This is a genomic window from Trichocoleus sp. ST-U1 (assembly GCF_039961835.1).
In the GTDB taxonomy this organism is placed as follows: domain Bacteria; phylum Cyanobacteriota; class Cyanobacteriia; order Cyanobacteriales; family FACHB-T130; genus FACHB-T130.
In genome coordinates this window covers 1-20,059 of record NZ_JAMPJZ010000088.1, presented here as the reverse complement: position 1 = coordinate 20,059, position 20,059 = coordinate 1, and the positions used below count along the sequence as shown (strand labels likewise).

Sequence of the window (20,059 nt, the reverse complement as noted above, 5' to 3'; positions counted from 1 at the left end):
GTCTGGAAGCGTTGGAGATGCGATTGGGTTTGGGCACTCCCGATATCGTTGTGGCAGATATTGGTTGTGGATCTGGCATTCTCTCAATTGCCGCAATGCTTTTAGGTGCCGAAAGGGTTTATGCCGCAGATCTTGACCCGATGGCGGTGCGAGCCACCCACAGCAACCGAGAACTCAACAAAATTAGCCCCGATCGGTTGATTGTGGAGCAAGGCAGTATCGACCGCTTAATGCAATTGTTACATGAGCCGGTCGATGGCATTCTTTGCAATATTCTGGCGGAGGTGATTATCGACTTGATCCCGCAGATGACAGAGATGGCTAAACCCAGCACTTGGGGGATTATTAGCGGCGTTTTGCTGGAACAAGCGAAACCCATTGCCGATACTTTAGAGCAACACGATTGGATTGTTGCCACCCTCTGGCGGCGTCAAGAGTGGTGCTGCTTTAATATTCGACGCTCATAAATTAGGACTGAGTGGGGAGGACTGAGGACTGAGGGAGGAGAGAGGACTGAGTGCTGAGGACTGAGGACTGAGGTTTGAGGACTGTTAGCAAAGCAGTGCGAAGCACGGGCTGAGTAAGGTATGAAAGGTCTTAAATCAGACGTACCAATTAACTACCGATCGCTTTTTATAGCTTTTTACTGAGATTTTAGCCCTCAGTTCTCAGTCCTCAGTCCTCAGCCCTCAGTCTTCAGTCCTCAGTCCTCAGCCCTCAATCTTCAAGCTGAGTGGACGACATCCTGACAGAATTTGGTGCATATTCACGACAGCACCAATAATGGCGATCGCGGGTGCTGTAAATCCAGTCGCCTCGACTTGCGCCACAATCGTATCCAAGGTGCCGATCAGTTCTTCTTGTTCCGGTCGAGTTCCCCAGCGCACCAACGCTACTGGCGTCTCTGGGCTTAAGCCTGCTGTCTGAAGTTGTTCCGTAATGTAAGGTAAGTTGTGAACGCCCATGTAGATGACAATGGTTTCAGAACCGTGGGCGATCGCTTGCCAGTTCACGGCGGGTCGATACTTTCCGGCGGATTCGTGTCCGGTAACAAATGTCACCGAGGAGCTATAAGCGCGGTGAGTTAAAGGAATTCCTGCATAAGCGGGTGCGGCAATCCCAGATGTCACTCCCGGTACTACTTCCACCGGCACTCCCGCATTTACCAAGTCTTCCATCTCTTCGCCGCCCCGACCAAACACAAAGGGATCGCCACCTTTGAGGCGCACCACAATTGCCGCAGTTTGGGCTTTTTCAATTAACAGTTGAGTCGTCTCTTCCTGTAACAGGGAATGACGCCCCATCCGCTTTCCAGCGTCAATTTTTTCGGCTTGGGGATTAATCATTGCCAAAATTTGGGGACTCACCAGAGCGTCGTAAACTACGACATCGGCACACTCCAACAGCCCTTTTCCTTTGAGGGTTAATAAACCAGGATCTCCTGGCCCTGCACCCATTAGATATACTTTACCCAAACACGTTCTCCTGTTTACCTGTGTGTTCTCTGACAGTGTGAGGTTCATTGACTTCTCAAATCCCAAATTAAATCCGCTAATTCTGCGCTAGCGCCGATTGGTTCAGCCATCTGGAGTTTTGCCGATGGAAACTGCTGGGATAATCGCTCAACTGTTTGAGCGATCGCATCCGTAATTCCCCCAGCAAATAGAAAATAAGGCAGGATGGCGATTTTTTCCTTCCCCGCCTCAACCAACGCTTTCACCCTGTCCTCTAGGCTGGGTGGCACTGACCAGTAAGCAGGCACCGCGTCCAAAGTCCGTGCAATGGTTTCTACTGATTGATTTCCCCCAGCACGGCGGCTTCCGTGAGCTAGGAGAATCCGAGCGTCTGCTGTTATCGAAGCGAATTGACTGGCTAACAGACGGCTCAAGCCGAGGTGAGCGCCTAAGTGAGGACGAATGTCAAGTTTTAATTTAGAGCCAAACGCTGCTTGAGCGATCGCAACTTCCTCTGGGATATCCTCCATGACGTGAACTCCCGGCAGTAGAAACAGCGGCAACACCTGAATGCAGGGGTTCTCAGAATGGTACTCAGATGCAACAGCGCGATTCTGCTTTATAGACGCCACGCGATTCTGCTTCGCAGACGCTACGCGAACGCCAAATTGCCGAATTTGCTCGTGCAACGGCTGGGTTGCCAATTCTAGCACTGCTGTACCCACCAGTGGTTCTTGTAAAGACGTAAAATTTCGCGTCTCTAGCATGGGCGATGCACCCAAGCGGCGAACGGGTTGAAATGCCTGCACCCAGGCATTCTCTGACCTTTGTGCCTTCTCGTAGATCAGGGTTGCCAGCTGTTCAACAGCGGCTTGGGGGCGAGGGTCGCGGCTTCCGTGAGAGACCAGTAGATAGGCAGATGACTTGGGCAAGTGTGTAACTACAGGCTTTTGAGCAGTTTCTTTATTCAATTTGATATCGTTTCCAGCAACAATTTCTGTATCAATCGTTTCCAATTGACAATTTCTCCCGGTGGTTTACCCATTTGGGCACCGCTAAGGCTTAGAGGATTTCTAATATTATTAATAACTTATTCATAAAAATAGAGCCACTGGGCTACACCTCCCCGTGACTCTATCTTTTTTAATTGAGTTTTACTGCTGACGATTTACTGTTTAACTTCAGCAGATGGATCGGCGACATACTGAAAATCCGGTTCCGAGTTCCAAGGCCCGCGCTCATCTTTACCATTCGTAGACAAGTTGAAGTAAAGATTGACCGTTTCATCCGGCTGGATATTGCCAAAGAAAGGATCTGTTAATTTGCCCAACGAAGAAAGTGCATTCATGAACATCTTCGTATGAGAAATTTCGCGAGTCAACAAATGTACCAAGGTGTCTTTTGTACCTTGATCTGGAGCCATTTTGATCAGCTCCTCATAGGTTTGACGTGCCCCAGCCTCAGCGGCGATGTCTGCCCGCAGATCGCGCACAACATCCCCACCTTCATTGATATAGTTCGCTGTCCAAGCGCTTCCTTGGCTATCTAAAAAGTGTGGTCCCATGCCGCGTACAGCAAAGAGCGTACTCCGGTACGCTTCTGTTTGATCGACATTCTTGGTATGTGATTCAATCAGTTTGCCAACCATTTCTAAGTGGCTAAACTCTTCGATTGCAATATCTTGGAGCATATCCCGAATACCAGGATTTTCGCAATGAAACGACTGCACCCAATACTGTAAAGCGGCTGTTAATTCACCCGTTGCTCCCCCAAACTGCTCTAGCAGTAGCTGGGCATAACGTGGATTCGGCTCTGTGATATTAACAGTATGAATGGGTTCTTTTTTATGGAAAAACATGAATGGATTCCTTTCCTCTATTTGCCGGATCGTTGAGCGCTTGCCAATATTTCTTGTAAAGGAATTCAAAAAAAACGATTCTTTTTCCTTCACAAATCAAGGTATATACCCATACTTTAGATCGGCTGTCAAAGGTATTCCTGCCTCATCGGGTAGACTTAGCTCATGGATTTTTCTATAACCAGAGGAGGACACAAAAAACAAAATTGAAATCTCAGTTGAGGCAATTTTTTAGCTAAAACCGTTCCAATCGCTCAACCGAGGATGAAAATCGCTGATAAGGCAGCAAAAGCTAAGCAATACTGCACTGTTCTAGCTTTACAGCCATTGCACTGGCGTGACGCCACCATTCATAACCACCCGCCCACCGCCGCGATGGTAGATGTCCAATGGGTGCCTTGTCGCTAAATTTCAAACCAGAGTCAGGAATATACGGGTTGTGGGTAGGCCAGCCAACGCGATCGCAAAAATTGCTATATTCTCCCCCAACCTCCAGAAAAATTTGCTTTTGCACGCTGAAACCAAAGCGCCCCTGGCTGTACTTTACCCATAACTGGTCAATCGTCCATAAATCCTCGCAAGGAAACTTTTGAATATCGCTGTTGAATAGATAGTTATTGCTTGACTTGCCGACTACCAGACACATCACTGCCCAGGTTTCCCGATCGGCTTCTTTCCATTTCTTTTTAGCGAGTAAATCCCGCAATTTTGTATAGTCAACTCCAACCTCGGAATTCAAGGCACTACCACCCGGTCGTTGAGATTGAGTTAGAACCGGAGATGTAGGTCTGGGGTTTAAATTTTGCTGTACCGCTTGCAAGGCAGAGGCAGCGTCTGGGTAACGATCTTTAATGTTATTTTGTAGCAGCCGATCCAAAATTTGACCCAGGCGATCGCTAACTTTTCTCTCCTTGGGTAAAAAATTGCGCCACGCCCACCCGTTATTCATAATGTCATACATATTCAGGGGCGAAACGCCTGTGAGCAAGTAGATACAAGTGACGCCCAAACTGTAGAGGTCGCTGGAGGGCAGGGCTTTGCCTCGCGTTTGTTCGGGTGCCATATAATCCGGGCTACCAACGATCGTGCCGGTGTTGAACACAGCAGTGTCTGTGAATAGCTTGGCAATTCCAAAATCAATCAAGATCAACTGACCTTCCCTTTCTCCTGGGTAAGAGGAGGTTGAGGGGGTGCGTCGGATAATATTCGCTGGCTTAATATCTCGGTGAATCACCCGATGTTCGTGGATATATTGCAAAACTGGCAACAAATCCTGCAAAAATTCCCAAATCTGCGTTTCGTTATAAATGTCCCGTTGCTGCAATTCCTCCGCTAGAGTGTGCCCGCAAATCAACTCCTGCACTAAATACAGCTGCTGCTGCTGTTCAAAGTGGGCGAAGAGGGAGGGAATTTGCGGATGTTTCCCTAGTTCATTGAGGTGTATCGCTTCCTGACGAAATAAGGAAACGACCTTTCTAAAACTGGTCGGCTCTTGCTGTGGGAAGCAGAGTTGCTTAATAACACACTTGGTTTTGGAGGGAATATGCTCATCCACCGCCAAAAAAGTTCTTCCCATGCCGCCTTTGCCGATTGGTTTAACTGGGCGATAGCGGTCTTTCAGCAATAATGCTTGCCCACAACACAGGCAAAATCTTTGGTCAGAAGGATTTTGGGGTCTTTGACATCCAGCGCTAACACAATAGATCATGGCAGCCGCGATCGCACTCCCTGTTGATATTCATCTCCAAGATATCCTCAATTGGAGAGATGACCATAGGGTGTATCTGTTATAAAGCTGAGTGTGGTTAACTGGCGGCTTTACCCGTTTCTCAGCACTTTAGAAGCGATCGCGCAGCTTGAAACAATAATTCTTTGCTAACAAGATTATTGCTTCTCTGCTTGATAAATATAGACATTGTCGAAAGCTCCTACCGACTCAAAATGATAAGAAGGCAGGAACGAACTAACCGACAAATCGGTGCGATAAATGCTAAAAAAGATAAAATTTTGCCGCTCTGTCGTTTCAGCAATCAGCCGCTTCACCTGCGGGCTGCCCGTCTCAACTAATAACATACATTGACGCTTCAAAAAATTCTCAAAGTTTTCTGGAGCCTTTTCACAAACATTGTCTTTTATGTACACCGTTAGTTGCTGTAAGGCAAATTCTTCGTACTCCTCCTGAGTGGGATTCGTCAGCGCCATCGCTACACCAAGTCCAGCCAAAGCGACTCCCGCAATCGTTGTAATAACCTGTAAACCCTTCATGGGATATTAAAACCATTCTTTTGTAGCCTTTGACTACGGCGATCGCCGTCTGAGTTCCAGGTTAACTGACGAAAGACTGGATCAACTGGCAAGCACAATGCTATATTAAAAATCTGAAATGGCGAGCGTAGCCAAGTGGTTAAGGCAGTGGATTGTGGTTCCACCACTCGGGGGTTCAAGTCCCCTCGTTCGCCCTGGCTCTTGTATAGACGTAGATCATCCGTCTCTCAAAAGTCATTACTTTTGGGTGCGACTACTACAAACAAAGACCCCTCTCCAGAAGCCTGCGGAATATGGCTGCAACACTGGGAGGGGTTATTAATATTATTGTTGTGACGCACACTACTTGAGGGGAACAGCCTTTACATCAACCGTGTCTGAATTGGAAGTTGACCCAACACCTGCAACATCCGCTTCAGAGACCGCTTGCTCGTCACGAGACTTGAGGCGCTGAGATAGCATTTGGGAAACTTCAGCAACCAGGAGCGTCAGAATCACACCATCGTCAATCCATCCGATGATGGGTATGAAATCCGGGGCAATATCAATCGGGCTGAAAAGATAAAGTAATGATCCTAGAATTACCCACCAACGATACTTAGGATTGCGGATCGAGTTGCGATACCAGTTGTAAATTGATTGGATTGAAAAATTATTCATTATTGAATCCTCTAGTTATTTTTAATATTGACAAATCTACCAGCATTATGTAGGTGTGGATATCCACCCGAAGTTTGACTAGAAGATTCGACACTCGCGGGAGAACCTCGTCCTTTAGTTCAGTCTGAATGACAATGCTTGTCTAAAATTGGAATGGCTTCAAGTTGTTAAAGAAAATTAAAAGCTTGGGGAGTGTAGGAGGAAAGAATCGACCGTGACTTTTCAAGAACTGATTGAGAAGGGTGGACCAGCGATGTGGCCTCTGCTGGCTTTATCGCTGCTGTCTCTGGGCACTATTTTTGAGCGCCTGTGGTTTTGGGCAAGAATCTTGACCAAAGAAAGAGAAACTGTGGATCGGGTGCTAGAAGCAGCAACTCGCAACTGGGGAGTTGCCACTGAGATTGCTCACCAAGCTAGAAAACAGCCGATAGGGCGTTATCTGTATGCTCCCTTACGACTCTCTAACCCCGACCCAGAAATGTTTAGGCTGGCACTGGAGGCAGCCGCAGATGAGGAATTAGCTTCAATGCGCCAGGGCGATAAAATCTTAGAAGCGGTGATTGCCCTTGCGCCTTTACTAGGATTGCTGGGAACCGTGTTGGGATTGATCAGATCGCTGAGTGGTATTCGCCTTGGCGATCTCGGAACGTCTTCAACCGCTGGAGTGACTCTAGGGATTAGCGAGTCTCTGATCAGTACGGCAGCTGGGCTGATAGTCGCCATTACCAGCCTTGTCTTCTATCGACTGTTTCAAGGTTTTTTGTTTAACCAAGTCAAAATTTTCCGGAGAGCGGGAAATGAGCTGGAGTTAATGTACCGCCAGGAATGGCCCAAACTTGGTATCGATCGTCATCCGATGAAGGCGAAAGTAGAAACTTCAGATACGGCTGAATCCTAGAAGCCATTGGTCATTGGTCATTCGTCATGGGTTATTAGTCAGTAGCGAAGAATTAGGGGCTAAGGACTCATGACTTTTTAAATTCCCCTGTTGTTTGAACTTATGAAGATTAACTTAGATAATCCGGGTGATGACGCCCGAATTGAGATTGTTCCCCTAATAGATGTCATCTTTTGTATCCTGACTTTCTTTCTGTTGGCTGGGTTGCAATTAACTCGTCAGCAAGCAATTAGCGTAGACTTGCCCAAAGCGAGTAGTGGCACTCCGCAGATGCGAGAGATGTTGATGGTGAGCTTAGATGATTTTGGTCAAATCTATGTGGAACAGCAGCAGATCAATTCAAAAGATCAGCTGACTCAGTCTTTGCAGAATTACCGCTCGACAAATCCAAATGGATTGATGGTGCTGTACGCTTCTCGGACTGCAAGTTACAACGATGTCATCCAGGTACTGGATTTGCTGCGAGATGTGGGAGGCGATCGCGTGTCTTTAGCGACTCTACCCGGTTCCGGTGATGCGGCGGCTGGCTCTAATACGCAGGTTCCTACGGCTCCTAGTCCCGGTTTAGCGCCCTATTCCGGCAACGCTCCTATCCAACCTTATAATCCTTATGCGCCACCCAGTCCATCAGCCAATCCATACAATCTGGGTCAGCCGCAATTGCCGGTGGCTCCGGGACAACCAGAGATTAATCCCACGATTCCTGGTACTGTACCCGTGACACCGACGGTTCCAGCTCCCCAAGGGACTGATTCTGCTCCCAAGAGGTAGGGACAATTCTGTCAATTTACAGAGGTCGAGGCGCGATTGTTTGTTTAAGGTAGGGATAATCAAAAGATTTTTTCACGCCTCAACTTCTGGATAGGAGGTTTATAAATATGGATTTAATTGATGTGCTGATTACCTGGTTGGTAACAGCCGCCAGTTTGTTAATTATTAGCAAGCTGCCACTCGGAGTTGAAATTGATAACCCAGGAATTGGTTATATTTCGGCAGCCGTTTTTGGAATTTTAAATGCAGCGATTAGCTTTGTATTTTTTACCTTGCCGAATACGCTAACATTTGGCATCTACGGATTTTTTGCAAAGCTTCTGACTTTGGGTTTATTCTCTTTTGTCCTTAATGTCATTGCACTGACAATAGCCGCGAGATTGATTACAGGCTTTCGTTTGGAAAAAGGGATTTGGAGTGCGGTCATCGGTGCGATCGCTCTCGCCGCTGTCAGCAGCTTTATTACCAGTGTTGTGATTGGTCAGCCAACAGCAATTGCGTAAAGAGTCGATCGAGGGGTAGGCATCAATTAGCGTAAACTAACCAATAACTTTAAAAGCCCGTTTTCTGATAGAAACCGGGCTTTTTGCTGCTCAGTTTTTCGGCTGGAGATCCCTCATCGCTCCCTTGTTCCAGGGGGCGATGAAAAAGTTGCAAGAACTTTAAGCGGGAACTTGAATTTTTTGGCTGCCGGCAAGTCCAAAAGCGGCGTGGATGGCTTGTAAGGCGGTGACGCCCTGATTTTCTGCTACGACGCAGCTGATTTTTATTTCAGAAGTTGTAATCATCTGAATATTGATTTGGTGTTGGGAAAGCGCTTCAAACATTTGGGCGGCGACACCGGGTTGCCCGACCATACCGGAACCGACGATACTTACTTTAGCGATCGCTGTATCCACTAAAACTTCACCGCAGCCTAAGGATGGTGCGAGTTTTTCGAGTGCTGCTTTCGCTTCTGCTGCATCTGCTTGGGCGACGGTGAAGGCAATATCGCGGGTCCCGATCCCATTCACCACGCGACAGCGTTGGGATTGGATAATCATATCCACGCTGATATTTTTCTCAGCCAAGAGTCCAAAAACTTGAGCTGCCATCCCTGGACGATCGGGGATATGACGAATGGCGAGACGCGCTTGATTGAAATCAAGGGCAACACCGCGCACGGGGGGAGCGGAGTGCTGAGGACTCAGGGCTGAGGACTGAGAAATTTTGCCCTGTTGTTCCACACTACTTTCTACAATTCTGTTTTGGTGGAGTGGGGAATTGTTGACCTCGAAGGTTTGGCACAAAAGAGCGATCGCGCGATCGCAATCATCCGCATCAATGACGCAACTAACTTTCACTTCCGAGGTGGAAATCATCTGAATATTGATCCCAGCACTAGAAAGCGTAGCGAACATCTGCGCTGCTACACCCGGACGCCCAATCATTCCCGCACCCGCGATCGAGACTTTGGCAATTTGCCTGTCTACCATCACCTCGGCTTCTCCGTCTTCTGGGTTGTTTGAGCTGCGGAGGGCGGGCGCGATCGCTGCGGCTACAGCTTCTGCCCGATTAATGACGTTTTTGCTAACTGTAAATGCAATATCGTTGGTGTTGCCTTCGTGAATCGACTGGATAATCAAGTCGATGTCCAAGGCTTGATGGGCAATTTCACCAAATAACCGCGCCGCCACGCCAGGACGATCTGGCACCCGCAACAGCGCTATTTTCGCTTGGTCGGTATCAAATTCTACCCCATCGACAGGACGGGCAATTTCTAAATCTTGGAGCGATCGCGGCTTGGGCATTGGAGAAATTACCCTTGTCCCAGGATCATCCGTCCAGCTGGAGCGCACTACCAACTCTACGCCATAATTTCGGGCAATTTCCACCGCGCGAGGATGCAGTACCTTTGCCCCTAAACTAGCTAACTCAAGCATCTCATCGGAGGTAATCTCCGCCATCAGCTGGGCTTCCGGCACTAACCGGGGATCGGTGGTAAAAATTCCTGGCACATCCGTATAGATTTCGCAACAGCTGGCTCGTAAAGCTGCCGCCAGTGCCACCGCCGAAGTATCGGAACCGCCGCGTCCCAAGGTAGTAATTTCCAACTCTTCGGTACTGGAGATGCCTTGGAAACCCGCCACCACAACCACCTTACCCGCGTCTAAGTGACGTTCCATCCGATGTGTCTGGATATGCAGAATCCGGGCGCGGGTATGTTCGGCTTCGGTAACAATTCCAACCTGTGCGCCAGTGAGAGAAACCGCTGGCTGTCCCAATTCCTGCAATGCCATACTCAGCAAGGCGATTGAGACTTGCTCGCCAGTAGAGAGCAGCATATCCATTTCCCGACGAGAGGGATTTGTAGAAATTTGGTTGGCTAATTTCACCAATCCATCAGTCGTCTTCCCCATTGCCGAAACTACGACAACCAGCGAGTTGCCCATCTGGGCTGTTTTTAAAACCCGCTGAGCGACTGCCTGAATGCGTTCCACCGAACCAACTGAAGTGCCACCGTATTTCTGGACAATTAACGCCATAATTCTCTCACCAATCCTGCCTAGGGATATACCCACAGGCTTTAGCCTGTGGCTACACAAACCAAGCCCGCCTAAGCTCGTAAGCGCACTAAAGGTGCGACAGGCTGACACGGCAAGGCATTTTATCTTCTTTTAACCTAATTAAATTATCAGACTTGCCGGGACAAAACAGGCTGACTTTAGATTGTGTTGATTGATTATCCTCAAACATCTATCGCAGGTAGTGTGGAGATAGAGCGAAGGGCTTAAGGATTTTCAAGGATAATGCGATCGCTAAAAATTCCAGATGCACAAATTCAAAGATAGCTGTGTTAGTTGAGTGGGCATCGCCCACCTGACAGCTCTAGTGCGATTTGATAAGCATTGCGAGGCGCTTTCCTAGCCATGCTGCACTCTCCGCCAAAACTTCACCTTTAAACCCTCGCGGGGATAGACTGTCGGTAGCATCACCATATCCAAGTTTTGTCCGGGAAGCAGTTCCCACTCATACTCGCGGACTAACAACGCAGCAAACAACTTGATCTCCAGCTTGGCAAACTCCCTGCCCAGACATTCTCTCAGTCCCCCACCAAAGGGGATATAGCTCATCGGTTTTTGTTTATCCTCCGCCCGTTCGGGGGCAAAACGCTCTGGGTCAAAGCATTCTGGCTGAGTATAGATGCGGCTATCTTGATGAGTCGTGCCGCTGTGATAAAGTACCTTCCAACCTTTGGGGATTAAGTGGCCATTAAACTCGCAAGATTCAATGACTTCTCTAGGGCCAGTTGATGGAGGAAAGACTCGCAGAACTTCCTTCAAGACTTGCTCTAGTTGAGTCGATGTAGCTTGTTGTTGACGCTCTTTGACTATCTCCTCAATTCTCGCCAGTATCAGCTTGCGACATCGTAACGCCCGACCAAACTTTGTCCAAGGTAAGGGTACGGGGATGGAAAGTAGCCCTTTTCCCCAAATTTCATACCACTTGCCAAAATCGCGATCGCTGGCAGCTTCGGTTCCTATCAGCAACTTGCAAGCCACATCCAGCGTGTATTTTCTTAGTTCCGAGTACCAGGAAAAGTGACCCAAAAGCTCCCACTTGTGGAGATAACTGCGGCTAATCTCCTCCATTGTGGAGGCATACCCTGCTAATGCGCGAGGTTGGAAGGCTTGCGATAGCAGTTTGCGCTGTTTTAGATGTTCATCTCCCATCTGCATCACGACCGATCCATTTCCCATCAACGCTTTGGTCTGCGGGGGGACACCATTGGCAATTCCGTCAGAAAAGTAGTGTTTCTCGTTGGCAAAGAGAAAGCGGGTTGCCTCGGCTCCAATCAAGAAGATGGTAGGACGACCCAACACATGAGTTTTGAAGATTTGTCCATATTGCTGGTATCGCCTCTGTACAAAGTTTGGATCGCGTAAAAAGCTGATGGTTTCGCCAATAATTGGTAGACCAAAGCTCCCAGGAGGTAAAGGTAGCGATCGCGCTTGTTTGGTCGTTGTCATTGTTTCCTCTTGGCTCCACAGCAAAAGGCTCGGATTAATATCGATACGATTAAGTATCGTAATTGCAATAGGGAGTGTCAAGAGGAGCTGCCTTAGGGTAGCAGGACATTTTAGACAGAGCCACAGCTTTTAAAATTCACCAGGCTATTCCAACTCCCAACTTGTTTTCTTCTTTTGTATGAATCATTACCGCCTCCTGACAAACTTGATATGGATGAGTACAGACATAAAATCAAGGACAATCAGCGATGTTGAAGGGAGAACGAGTAACGCTACGGGGTATACGGCGAGACGATCTACCGAAACTGTGCGAGTTTAACAATGATTTAGCCGTTGAATTGGCAGGTGGAGGCGATCCACCGATACCCCAATCCCTGGAACGACTGCAAGCAGAGTTTGATCAAAATGCCGCCAAAGGTGGACGAGATGGCACCTGGTTTGCGATCGAGGCAGATGGCAAGTTCATTGGGCAGTGCGGCTTGGTTGGTTTTGATATATTTCAGGGGGTGGCGCGTGTCTGCGAATTAGGCATTGCAATTGGGGATAAGGAATATTGGGGACGTGGCTACGGTCGTGAAGCGATCGCATTGCTGCTGGATTATGCGTTTCGATACTGGAATCTACATCGAGTTTGGTTAAGGACAAACTCAAGAAATGAACGCGCGATTCGCTGTTATCAATCCTGTGGATTTGTGGAAGAAGGTCGCCTCCGGGGTCACGAGTGGTATAACGGCAGCTATATTGATACGCTGTGCATGGGAATATTGCGCGAGGAGTGGGAGCACATTAAGAAACAAGACTGATTGCATCTAAGGCAACTCCCCATATAACAATTCTTTGAGAACGCTTGCAGCAAACTGCCCTTGAGAACACTTGAGAACATTGCTTGGGCGAAGATGAGTTTATGAATAAACCTATCAAAAGCCCGCCTGGACGCCGACGTAGCGAAAAATCTCATCAAGCGATTCTACAAGCAACTCTTGAGCTGCTAGCAGAAATGGGATATCAAGCTATGAGCATCGAAGCGATCGCTGCACGCGCTAAAGTGGGCAAAACTACCATTTATCGGCGGTACAGTTCCAAAGAAGAACTGGTTGCAGACGCGATTGAAAGCCTCAGAGAGGAAATATTGATACTAGACACGGGTAGCCTCTGGGGAGATATTGATATCCTCATTGAGAATGCAGGGAAAATGGTACTCAGCCCCTTAGGTCGTCAAACTGTTGCCCTAATTATTAGTACAGCGTCTAGCAGTCCGACTTTTGCCCAGGTCTACTGGAAAAAATACCTACAACCGCGACGGCAAGCCTTTGGAGTCGTGCTGGAACGTGCTAAGGCTAGAAATGAAATTCACACAGATATAGAACCCGATTTAGTCTTCGACCTGATGAGCGGAGCAATGTTATATGCGATGGTCTTTCAGCCAACTGATGAGACATTTCAAGCATATATCCGTCGTGCTTTGGAGCTTTGTCTCAAAGGTAATACTGCCTAAAATCGCATTGAGGCAGGTGTTCTGCATCGGTTAAGCTTTTCTAGAAGTTGCTCGACTTGCTTGGTATCTTTACGACGCCAACCATAGATTTATCACAAGAGCCACTAACTTTAACAACTCTGTTCACCAGCGATTCCCGATTGCGATCGCATTATAATCTTCTGTATTTTTCGGATTTAATTCTCGCTTGCTAATTTCTGTCGTAACTCCCGAATCGCAACGCTAGTATTGCGCTCGGAGGCAATTCGGAAACATTCCGCGATGACTTCTAAAACATTCATATTGGGGAAATAGCGGCTGCTGGTTACAACCGTGTAGCGATCGCTCTGCAAGCTGTAAATCTTAAGCTGATTCTTTTTATATAGCCAAACTTCCGGCACTTGATAAGGCAGGTAGTCGTTTACATCCGTGTAGCTGGTTACATCTATCTCAATTACCAAATCGGGCGATGGCTCTATTTCCCAATTGATGCGGTCTTTGCCTGCAACTGCTGCCCAATTATCGATATAGAAGCAGTAGTCCGGTTCAATGCCGCTAATCTCTGGCAGTTCCATTGTGATTGGGGTAAACGCTTCGTAGTCCCGCCCTAAATGGTCTAGGAGAGCTATTACGACCATTGCAATAACGTGGGCTTCGCGTCCGTGTCGGGGTAGCGGTGACATTAACAGAATCTCTCCGGGTCGATACTTAATGCGCGGTATTGAGCGATCGCCTAGTTGTTCAGTTAGTGCTTGATAGTCCTGCCAACTACCGGGTAGCCGCACCACTGCGCCTGCGGGTAACTGGATTTTCTCTGGTGTGATAACTGCAAACATTGGACTTATACCTCCATCTCCACTGTAATCCTTGTATCGCACCTAACCATCGTGTCGCAGCGCAACAAAAAGGTTCTGCCTCAGAAAAGCATGGAGTGCCCGATCATAAGGCTGATTAATCCTTTCCTAAACTCATAAAAATTGATTAGGAGAAATTTTTGGAAAACCCTTTGAAAGCAATGAATCGATATTGTAGGCAATGTGAATATTCGAGTTTAGAGTAACAAAGCAAGTCAAAAGGGCGATCGCGTCTTTTTTCATTCTCATTGCGAACTGACAAGTCAGCGCTTCGCGATCGCGCCATTCCCAAACATCGGCTTAAACGTGTGCTGAATACCTCTTATGGCAGACTTTCCAGGCACAACAATCTACCTGTAGCCGTCGCTACGCCTGTTTTAACCCTGGCACACTAGGCTAATATGAACATCTGTAACGGAAGCCTTGCCAGTTGGTAAAGAAATGTTAGTTCAACCGTAGCCACGGGCAACATAAAACAAAGGATGTCAATTTTATGGTAGTAGCAGTGGAAAATCAGTCTCCTCACCATGTTGTGATTGTCGGTGGCGGCTTTGGCGGACTTTATGCTGCCAAGGCATTGAGCGGCGCACCTGTCCATGTGACACTGGTCGATAAACGTAACTTTCATTTGTTTCAGCCACTCCTTTATCAAGTCGCCACCGGAACTTTATCCCCAGCCGATATTTCATCTCCCCTGCGTGCGGTACTTAGCGAGAGCAAAAATACTAAAGTGCTGATGGGAGAGGTAAAGGATATCGATCCACAACAGCGAAAAGTCATCCTCGCTGGCGAAGAACTGATCTACGACACGTTAATCGTTGCTACAGGTGTGAGCCATTTTTACTTTGGCAATGACCAATGGGCAACTGTAGCGCCAGGATTGAAAACCGTTGAAGATGCGCTGGAAATGCGGCGTCGCATTTTTATGGCGTTTGAAGCGGCAGAAAAGGAAACCGATCCCGAAAAACGACGTGCCTGGTTGACGTTTGCGATCATCGGCGGAGGGCCGACGGGAGTAGAATTAGCGGGAGCGATCGCAGAACTCGCTTACAGTACCCTGAAGCGAGATTTCCGCAACATTGACACTTCTGAAGCCAAAATTTTGTTACTGGAAGGGATGGATCGCATCCTACCTCCCTACACACCAGAGTTATCCGCAAAAGCAGAAGCCTCTCTTCAGCGCTTAGGTGTTACTGTGCAGACAAAGACCCTGGTGACGAATATTGCAGAGAATATTATCACCACAAAACAAGGCGATAAAATCGAACAAATTCCAGCGAGAACAACGTTATGGGCAGCGGGAATCAAAGCTTCACCAATGGGAAAGGTTCTGGCAGAACGCACCGGCGCTGCAATTGACCGAGTGGGGCGGGTTATTGTTGAATCCGACCTGAGTATAGCAGGACATCCTAATATCTTTGTGGTCGGTGACTTGGCAAGTTTTTCTCATCAAAATGAAAAACCACTACCAGGTGTTGCACCCGTGGCGATGCAAGAAGGGGAATATGTTGCTAACCTGATCAGACAGCGGATTGCCGGTTACAGTATGGCACCTTTCCAATATATTGACCGAGGCAGTATGGCTGTTATCGGGCGGAATGCTGCGGTAGTCGATTTGGGTTATGTGAAGTTTTCCGGTTTGCTCGCTTGGCTCACCTGGGTATTTGTTCACATTTACTTCTTAATTGAGTTTGATAATAAACTCATCGTCATGCTCCAGTGGGGTTGGAATTATTGGACTCGCAAACGTGGGGCAAGATTGATTACCGGCGACGAGGTAATTGGGAAGGTAGGAGTTGACGCTAACGGCGATTATTACGTGCCCCTGAAGAGTAAAGAAACGGTGGAAGTTTAAACGCAAAGGTACGCGCAGGTTTACGCAAAGGTTCGCCGAGGAAAGATAGCTCTTTGGGAACCTTTGTGTTTAAAAAGACGAAATTAATTTCGTCGGTGAACTTGGGTAGCAGTGGCTTGGTCGGTAGGTACTAAAAGTACCTCGCTGATATTAACGTGCGCGGGTCTAGTGACGCAGAAAAATATGACATCCGCAATATCTTCTGGTGTTAAAGGCGTTAAACCTTGGTAAACTTTTTGAGCGCGATCGCTATCTCCGTGGAATCGCACTTGACTAAATTCCGTTTCAACTAACCCTGGATCGACTGAAGTAACTCGCACGGGCGTTCCTAGGAGGTCTTGCTTCAAACCTTCGGAAATTGATTTTACAGCGGCTTTAGAAGCACAGTAGACGTTACCACCGGGATAGGTTTGATGACCGGCAATGGAGCCAAGATTCACCACATGACCTTTACCCCGCTTTACCATTCCTGGCACTAAATAGCGGGTGCAATAAAGTAAGCCTTTAATATTGGTATCGATCATTTCTTCCCAGTCTTGAATGCTGCCTTGGTGGAGTTTATTTAACCCCCGGCTAAGACCGGCATTGTTAATTAAAATATCTACATCAGCCCAAGCATCTGGCAGAGAAGAAAAGGCGGATTCAACAGAAGCGCGATCGCGTACATCTACTGCTAGTAGATGCAACTGGCAAGAAAATTCTTTGCTAAGTTCATCTGCGAGTTTCTGCAACCGCTCTTGGCGTCGAGCCACTAAGATCAGTTGGGCACCCGCTTGGGCAAACATCTTGGCACAAGCAGCACCAATTCCACTACTCGCGCCAGTAATTACAACGATTTTGTCTTTGATAGAAATCATTCGGTTTAACGAAATTTTATGGCAATCTAAGTAAATCTTAAAACCCTCTTTTTTCTTTTATTCGCGTTTTTTGCAGTCTTTAAAAAGACTCCTTTTAAATCAAACAAAATTGCTATAAATTCTGAAAATTGAGCTTTGAATTCTTAATTAAATTAAAAACTCAAAACTCAAAACTCAAAACTATTTGGAAGGGCGACTGCCTTCTACAACCCGCAGGCGCTGAGTAACTGTTGTCATGCCTTGTTCGCGGATTACAACCGTTGATACCCAATAATTCCCTTTTGTCAGGGGAGCGCGACCTACCTTAAAAATTCCACCCGATGACAGTAACTCCAGATCCACCGGCGCGGGTTTGGCAAAGCGATCGCCCCGCACGGGTTCTTCCACTGCTGCTCCCAACATCAAATCGTCGCCTAGGGGTTCTTGGACGACTGCATCAAGGCTATAGGATTGACCAATGCGAACCTCTTCCGGTAACTTCATGTCCACCGTGGGAGGCTTTACGCCTGCGGTCGTCTGAGTGCGTTCTCCCAGAATCTCCTGCTGGACAATTTTTTGACCTTGAAAGCGCTGACGCGATCGCAAGGCGGACTCAAACTTCATATTTTTGCCATCCATTCGCTGGGTGCCAGTAATCTGAGTCACCGTCTCCACAACAAGCGCATCGCCTTCCTTTTCCCAAGATTTGAGTTCTGTACGATAATTCAGGTTTGGGTAGCGCTTCCAGAGTTGAGTTAAAGTCTGTTGCAGGCTCTGACGATTTAAGCCATCAGAATGGGTAAAATTCTGGCTATAGAACTGCATCACCGTATTGACATCCTGACGATTGGCAGCTGCATCAATTTGCGTGAGAGAATTTTTTAGCTCGGCGGGTGCTGTTTCTGGACTCGCTGCTCGAACAGTGTTTGGATGAAGCAGGGACGTAAAAATTATAAAGGCAAAAATTTTCGACTTTTGCTTGATGAGAGACTGGAACAAGCTGACAGACGGAGTTATCTGGTTACGCATCACAGACGTGTTTGAATAATTGGATAAAGAAAACCGTGTCGAGCAACAGACGTGCTAAAGAGTAGAAATCCTGGATGCTCTATTGGCTAATTTATAACTGATTTTTAATCTTATCCGAGCCAGGACAGCCAGTAGGAGATAGAAACTTTGGCAAATGAACCGAAACGATTGTTAATTGCAGCGAGTGGTACTGGGGGACATTTATTTCCCGCGATCGCGCTAGCCGAGAAACTGCCAGACTATGAAATTGAGTGGTTGGGTGTCCCGAACCGCCTAGAAACCCAGTTAGTTCCGGCTCAATATCCCCTCAACACCATTGAGGTGGAAGGGTTTCAACAAGGGTTTGGACTGGGGACATTGGGCATTCTGCTGCGACTGACGGGTTCCATCCGGCAGGTACGCCAGCTACTTAAAGATAAGAATTTTCAGGGTGTATTCAGCACTGGGGGTTATATTGCCGCACCAGCGATTATTGCCGCGCGATCCATTGGAATCCCCGTGATTATGCACGAATCCAATGCCCTCCCCGGCAAAGTGACTCGCTGGTTGAGTCCGTGGTGTAATAGCGTGGCGCTGGGGTTTGAATATGGAGCGCATTACCTACCCCGCGCTGGAACCGCCTACACAGGCACCCCAGTTCGCGCCCAGTTTCGCACCCCCCAAAAGCTGGAGTTGCCAATTCCTGAAGATGTCCCCTTGATTGCAGTCGTCGGTGGCTCTCAGGGCGCTGTTGCCGTTAATCAAATCGTCCGCGAGTGCGCCCCCGCGTGGTTGAATGCCGGTGCCTGGATTGTCCATCTGACGGGCGATAATGACCCTGATGCCCAAAGTTTCCAGCATCCTCAGTATCTTTCCATGCCGTTTTATGACAATATGGCGGCACTTTTGCAACGGACGAACCTGGCAATTAGCCGCGCTGGCGCTGGGACATTAACCGAACTTGCCGTTACGCAAACCCCAGCGATTCTCATTCCCTACCCCTTCGCCGCTGAAGATCATCAAGTCTACAATGGGGCAATTTTTAACTCAGCAGGCGCTGGTTTGGTATTCCGGCAGTCAGAGCTGACGCCTCAGTTACTAGAAAGTAAGGTATTGAATTTATTGCAGTCGCCCGAACAGCTACAACAAATGGCTCAAAAGGCTGCTACGCTAGCAGTTCCTGACAGTGCCGAACGTTTAGCCGATCTGGTGCGCCGAACGCTGTAGCTAAAAGGCTTTCAGTCACAAAGCCTTTGGATGAGAAATTAGGGTTTATCCACAAATTGGAACCGCCAATGTAACGCCAGTAATTGTTAGTTTTGAGGAGGGGCAACTTTAAGAGAAAGTTGCCCGTACAGTTGTTCCTCGCAAACCATGAAACTCAAAATCGCAACAGCTATACTCCTTGCCACTATTGGCTTCGTGGCTCCAGCTAAAGCGCAAGATTCCGAACCACTCAGCCCAACAACGCCCTCATCTCCAGCGCAACCGACTTCAGATCCAGTTTTGGAAGCCTGCGCCCAAGACCAAGCCGATACTTTACCCAATCCTTTCTCAGATGTGCCGTCGAATCACTGGGCATTCAAAGCGGTTCTAAGTATGTATTATTGTGGCGCTTATCGAGGGTCAAGTTCACCTGAGAGGGTTAAACCATTTCTGCAACAACAGATTCCTCAACAAAGCAGCAATCTGCCTAAAACTAGAGTGAAAGTTCCTCAAACTTAGGAGGATTTTGTGTATAAGTAAGGATGCGATCGCTCTCAGAAAAGTGCCGAGAGCGATCGCATCCTTCTGATAGTCAATAGCCTAGTCTATACCCGCGTACCACATAATTTTGCGATGTAAAAGTGAGGTCAGTTGACAATGACTCAAGAACTCACCGACTTAAAAGCTTCCATTCTGGAAGGAAGATACGAAGATGCTTTGTCCCTGGTGGATGATTTGGAAGGGATGAGTAAAAAAGCTATTTTGCAGAATATTGAGAGCTTTCTCAGTAGAATGCTGGTTCACTTGATAAAGAATAAAATTGAGCAGCGTTTAACTAATTCTTGGGCAGTTTCTATTCGAGATTCACTTCTAAAAATTCAAGCTTTAAATATTAAAGAAAATAAAACTT

General features: G+C 47.6%; 20 protein-coding genes, 1 tRNA gene and 1 pseudogene. 11 read left to right on the top strand and 11 right to left on the bottom strand.

Translation table 11 applies throughout. The features are described from left to right. Nucleotides 1-467 (top strand): 50S ribosomal protein L11 methyltransferase (locus NDA06_RS22370; RefSeq protein ID WP_348251865.1); only part of this gene is annotated, 467 nt, incomplete at its 5' end. Nucleotides 468-710: 243 nt separating this feature from the next. Here the strand turns inward: NDA06_RS22370 and cobA are convergent. The 5 genes from cobA to NDA06_RS22345 form a co-directional block, all read right to left on the bottom strand. After that, nucleotides 711-1,523: a uroporphyrinogen-III C-methyltransferase gene (gene cobA / locus NDA06_RS22365; RefSeq protein WP_190985392.1), complete on the bottom strand. Its 813-nt coding sequence runs from the start codon at nt 1,521-1,523 to the stop codon at nt 711-713. Beyond that, on the bottom strand, nt 1,520-2,386 hold the full coding sequence (locus tag NDA06_RS22360; RefSeq protein ID WP_190985397.1) for a sirohydrochlorin chelatase: 867 nt from the start codon (nt 2,384-2,386) through the stop codon (nt 1,520-1,522). The genes cobA and NDA06_RS22360 overlap by 4 nt, the downstream gene beginning before the upstream one ends. A 236-nt stretch (nt 2,387-2,622) precedes the next feature. Further along, on the bottom strand, nt 2,623-3,312 hold the full coding sequence (locus NDA06_RS22355; RefSeq protein WP_190411815.1) for a manganese catalase family protein: 690 nt from the start codon (nt 3,310-3,312) through the stop codon (nt 2,623-2,625). 292 nt (nt 3,313-3,604) lie between these two features. After that, nucleotides 3,605-5,020 carry a serine/threonine-protein kinase gene (locus NDA06_RS22350; RefSeq protein WP_190985393.1) on the bottom strand — a complete coding sequence of 472 codons (1,416 nt, stop codon included), beginning with the start codon at nt 5,018-5,020 and terminating at the stop codon, nt 3,605-3,607. A 176-nt stretch (nt 5,021-5,196) separates the two neighbouring features. Continuing rightward, entirely contained in the window at nt 5,197-5,577 is a 381-nt protein-coding gene (locus NDA06_RS22345) for a DUF4359 domain-containing protein (RefSeq protein ID WP_190411813.1), read from the bottom strand. Between the two features lie 121 nt (nt 5,578-5,698). On the opposite strand from NDA06_RS22345, the gene NDA06_RS22340 reads away from it, so the two are divergent. Next, a tRNA-His gene (locus tag NDA06_RS22340) sits at nt 5,699-5,771 on the top strand. Nucleotides 5,772-5,919: 148 nt separating this feature from the next. Here the strand turns inward: NDA06_RS22340 and NDA06_RS22335 are convergent. Beyond that, nucleotides 5,920-6,237: a YkvA family protein gene (locus NDA06_RS22335; RefSeq protein WP_190433986.1), complete on the bottom strand. Its 318-nt coding sequence runs from the start codon at nt 6,235-6,237 to the stop codon at nt 5,920-5,922. Between the two features lie 214 nt (nt 6,238-6,451). Between NDA06_RS22335 and NDA06_RS22330 the strand changes: the two genes are divergently transcribed. The 3 genes from NDA06_RS22330 to NDA06_RS22320 all read left to right on the top strand — a co-directional run bounded on the left by NDA06_RS22330 (nt 6,452) and on the right by NDA06_RS22320 (nt 8,409). Further along, on the top strand, nt 6,452-7,135 hold the full coding sequence (locus tag NDA06_RS22330; RefSeq protein ID WP_190985394.1) for a MotA/TolQ/ExbB proton channel family protein: 684 nt from the start codon (nt 6,452-6,454) through the stop codon (nt 7,133-7,135). 102 nt (nt 7,136-7,237) lie between these two features. Next, nucleotides 7,238-7,906: a biopolymer transporter ExbD gene (locus tag NDA06_RS22325; RefSeq protein ID WP_190985395.1), complete on the top strand. Its 669-nt coding sequence runs from the start codon at nt 7,238-7,240 to the stop codon at nt 7,904-7,906. A gap of 107 nt (nt 7,907-8,013) precedes the next feature. Beyond that, on the top strand, nt 8,014-8,409 hold the full coding sequence (locus tag NDA06_RS22320) for a phage holin family protein (protein ID WP_190411809.1): 396 nt from the start codon (nt 8,014-8,016) through the stop codon (nt 8,407-8,409). A gap of 159 nt (nt 8,410-8,568) precedes the next feature. Here NDA06_RS22320 and NDA06_RS22315 read toward each other — a convergent pair whose 3' ends face one another. After that, complete coding sequence (locus NDA06_RS22315) at nt 8,569-10,431, bottom strand: aspartate kinase (RefSeq protein WP_190529546.1); 1,863 nt, start codon at nt 10,429-10,431, stop codon at nt 8,569-8,571. 378 nt (nt 10,432-10,809) lie between these two features. Then, the gene (locus tag NDA06_RS22310) at nt 10,810-11,916 is read right to left on the bottom strand and encodes a cytochrome P450 (RefSeq protein WP_190986796.1); all 1,107 of its coding nucleotides are present in this window, start codon (nt 11,914-11,916) and stop codon (nt 10,810-10,812) included. Between the two features lie 248 nt (nt 11,917-12,164). Between NDA06_RS22310 and NDA06_RS22305 the strand changes: the two genes are divergently transcribed. Together NDA06_RS22305 and NDA06_RS22300 are read left to right on the top strand one after the other, a co-directional pair. Next, nucleotides 12,165-12,719 (top strand): GNAT family protein, encoded by a 555-nt coding sequence (locus NDA06_RS22305; RefSeq protein ID WP_190529556.1) that lies wholly within the window; start codon nt 12,165-12,167, stop codon nt 12,717-12,719. 101 nt (nt 12,720-12,820) lie between these two features. Next, complete coding sequence (locus NDA06_RS22300; RefSeq protein WP_190986797.1) at nt 12,821-13,411, top strand: TetR/AcrR family transcriptional regulator; 591 nt, start codon at nt 12,821-12,823, stop codon at nt 13,409-13,411. Nucleotides 13,412-13,587: 176 nt separating this feature from the next. Here the strand turns inward: NDA06_RS22300 and NDA06_RS22295 are convergent, their stop codons facing one another. After that, nucleotides 13,588-14,226, bottom strand: a complete 639-nt coding sequence (locus NDA06_RS22295) for a Uma2 family endonuclease (RefSeq protein ID WP_190986798.1) — start codon at nt 14,224-14,226, stop codon at nt 13,588-13,590. 511 nt (nt 14,227-14,737) lie between these two features. Between NDA06_RS22295 and NDA06_RS22290 the strand changes: the two genes are divergently transcribed. Further along, nucleotides 14,738-16,099, top strand: a complete 1,362-nt coding sequence (locus tag NDA06_RS22290) for an NAD(P)/FAD-dependent oxidoreductase (protein WP_190411804.1) — start codon at nt 14,738-14,740, stop codon at nt 16,097-16,099. A gap of 83 nt (nt 16,100-16,182) precedes the next feature. Here the strand turns inward: NDA06_RS22290 and NDA06_RS22285 are convergent, their stop codons facing one another. Then, nucleotides 16,183-16,956 carry an SDR family oxidoreductase gene (locus NDA06_RS22285; RefSeq protein ID WP_190682387.1) on the bottom strand — a complete coding sequence of 258 codons (774 nt, stop codon included), beginning with the start codon at nt 16,954-16,956 and terminating at the stop codon, nt 16,183-16,185. Between the two features lie 180 nt (nt 16,957-17,136). Then, entirely contained in the window at nt 17,137-17,964 is an 828-nt protein-coding gene (locus NDA06_RS22280; RefSeq protein WP_190682390.1) for a nuclear transport factor 2 family protein, read from the bottom strand. Nucleotides 17,965-18,111: 147 nt separating this feature from the next. On the opposite strand from NDA06_RS22280, the gene murG reads away from it, so the two are divergent. The 3 genes and pseudogenes from murG to NDA06_RS22265 all read left to right on the top strand — a co-directional run. After that, nucleotides 18,112-19,170: an undecaprenyldiphospho-muramoylpentapeptide beta-N-acetylglucosaminyltransferase gene (gene murG / locus NDA06_RS22275; RefSeq protein WP_190434002.1), complete on the top strand. Its 1,059-nt coding sequence runs from the start codon at nt 18,112-18,114 to the stop codon at nt 19,168-19,170. A gap of 147 nt (nt 19,171-19,317) precedes the next feature. Continuing rightward, the gene (locus tag NDA06_RS22270; RefSeq protein ID WP_190411801.1) at nt 19,318-19,668 is read left to right on the top strand and encodes an S-layer protein; all 351 of its coding nucleotides are present in this window, start codon (nt 19,318-19,320) and stop codon (nt 19,666-19,668) included. Nucleotides 19,669-19,806: 138 nt separating this feature from the next. Continuing rightward, nucleotides 19,807-20,059 (top strand): annotated as a pseudogene (locus NDA06_RS22265) (hypothetical protein); the annotation flags it as partial.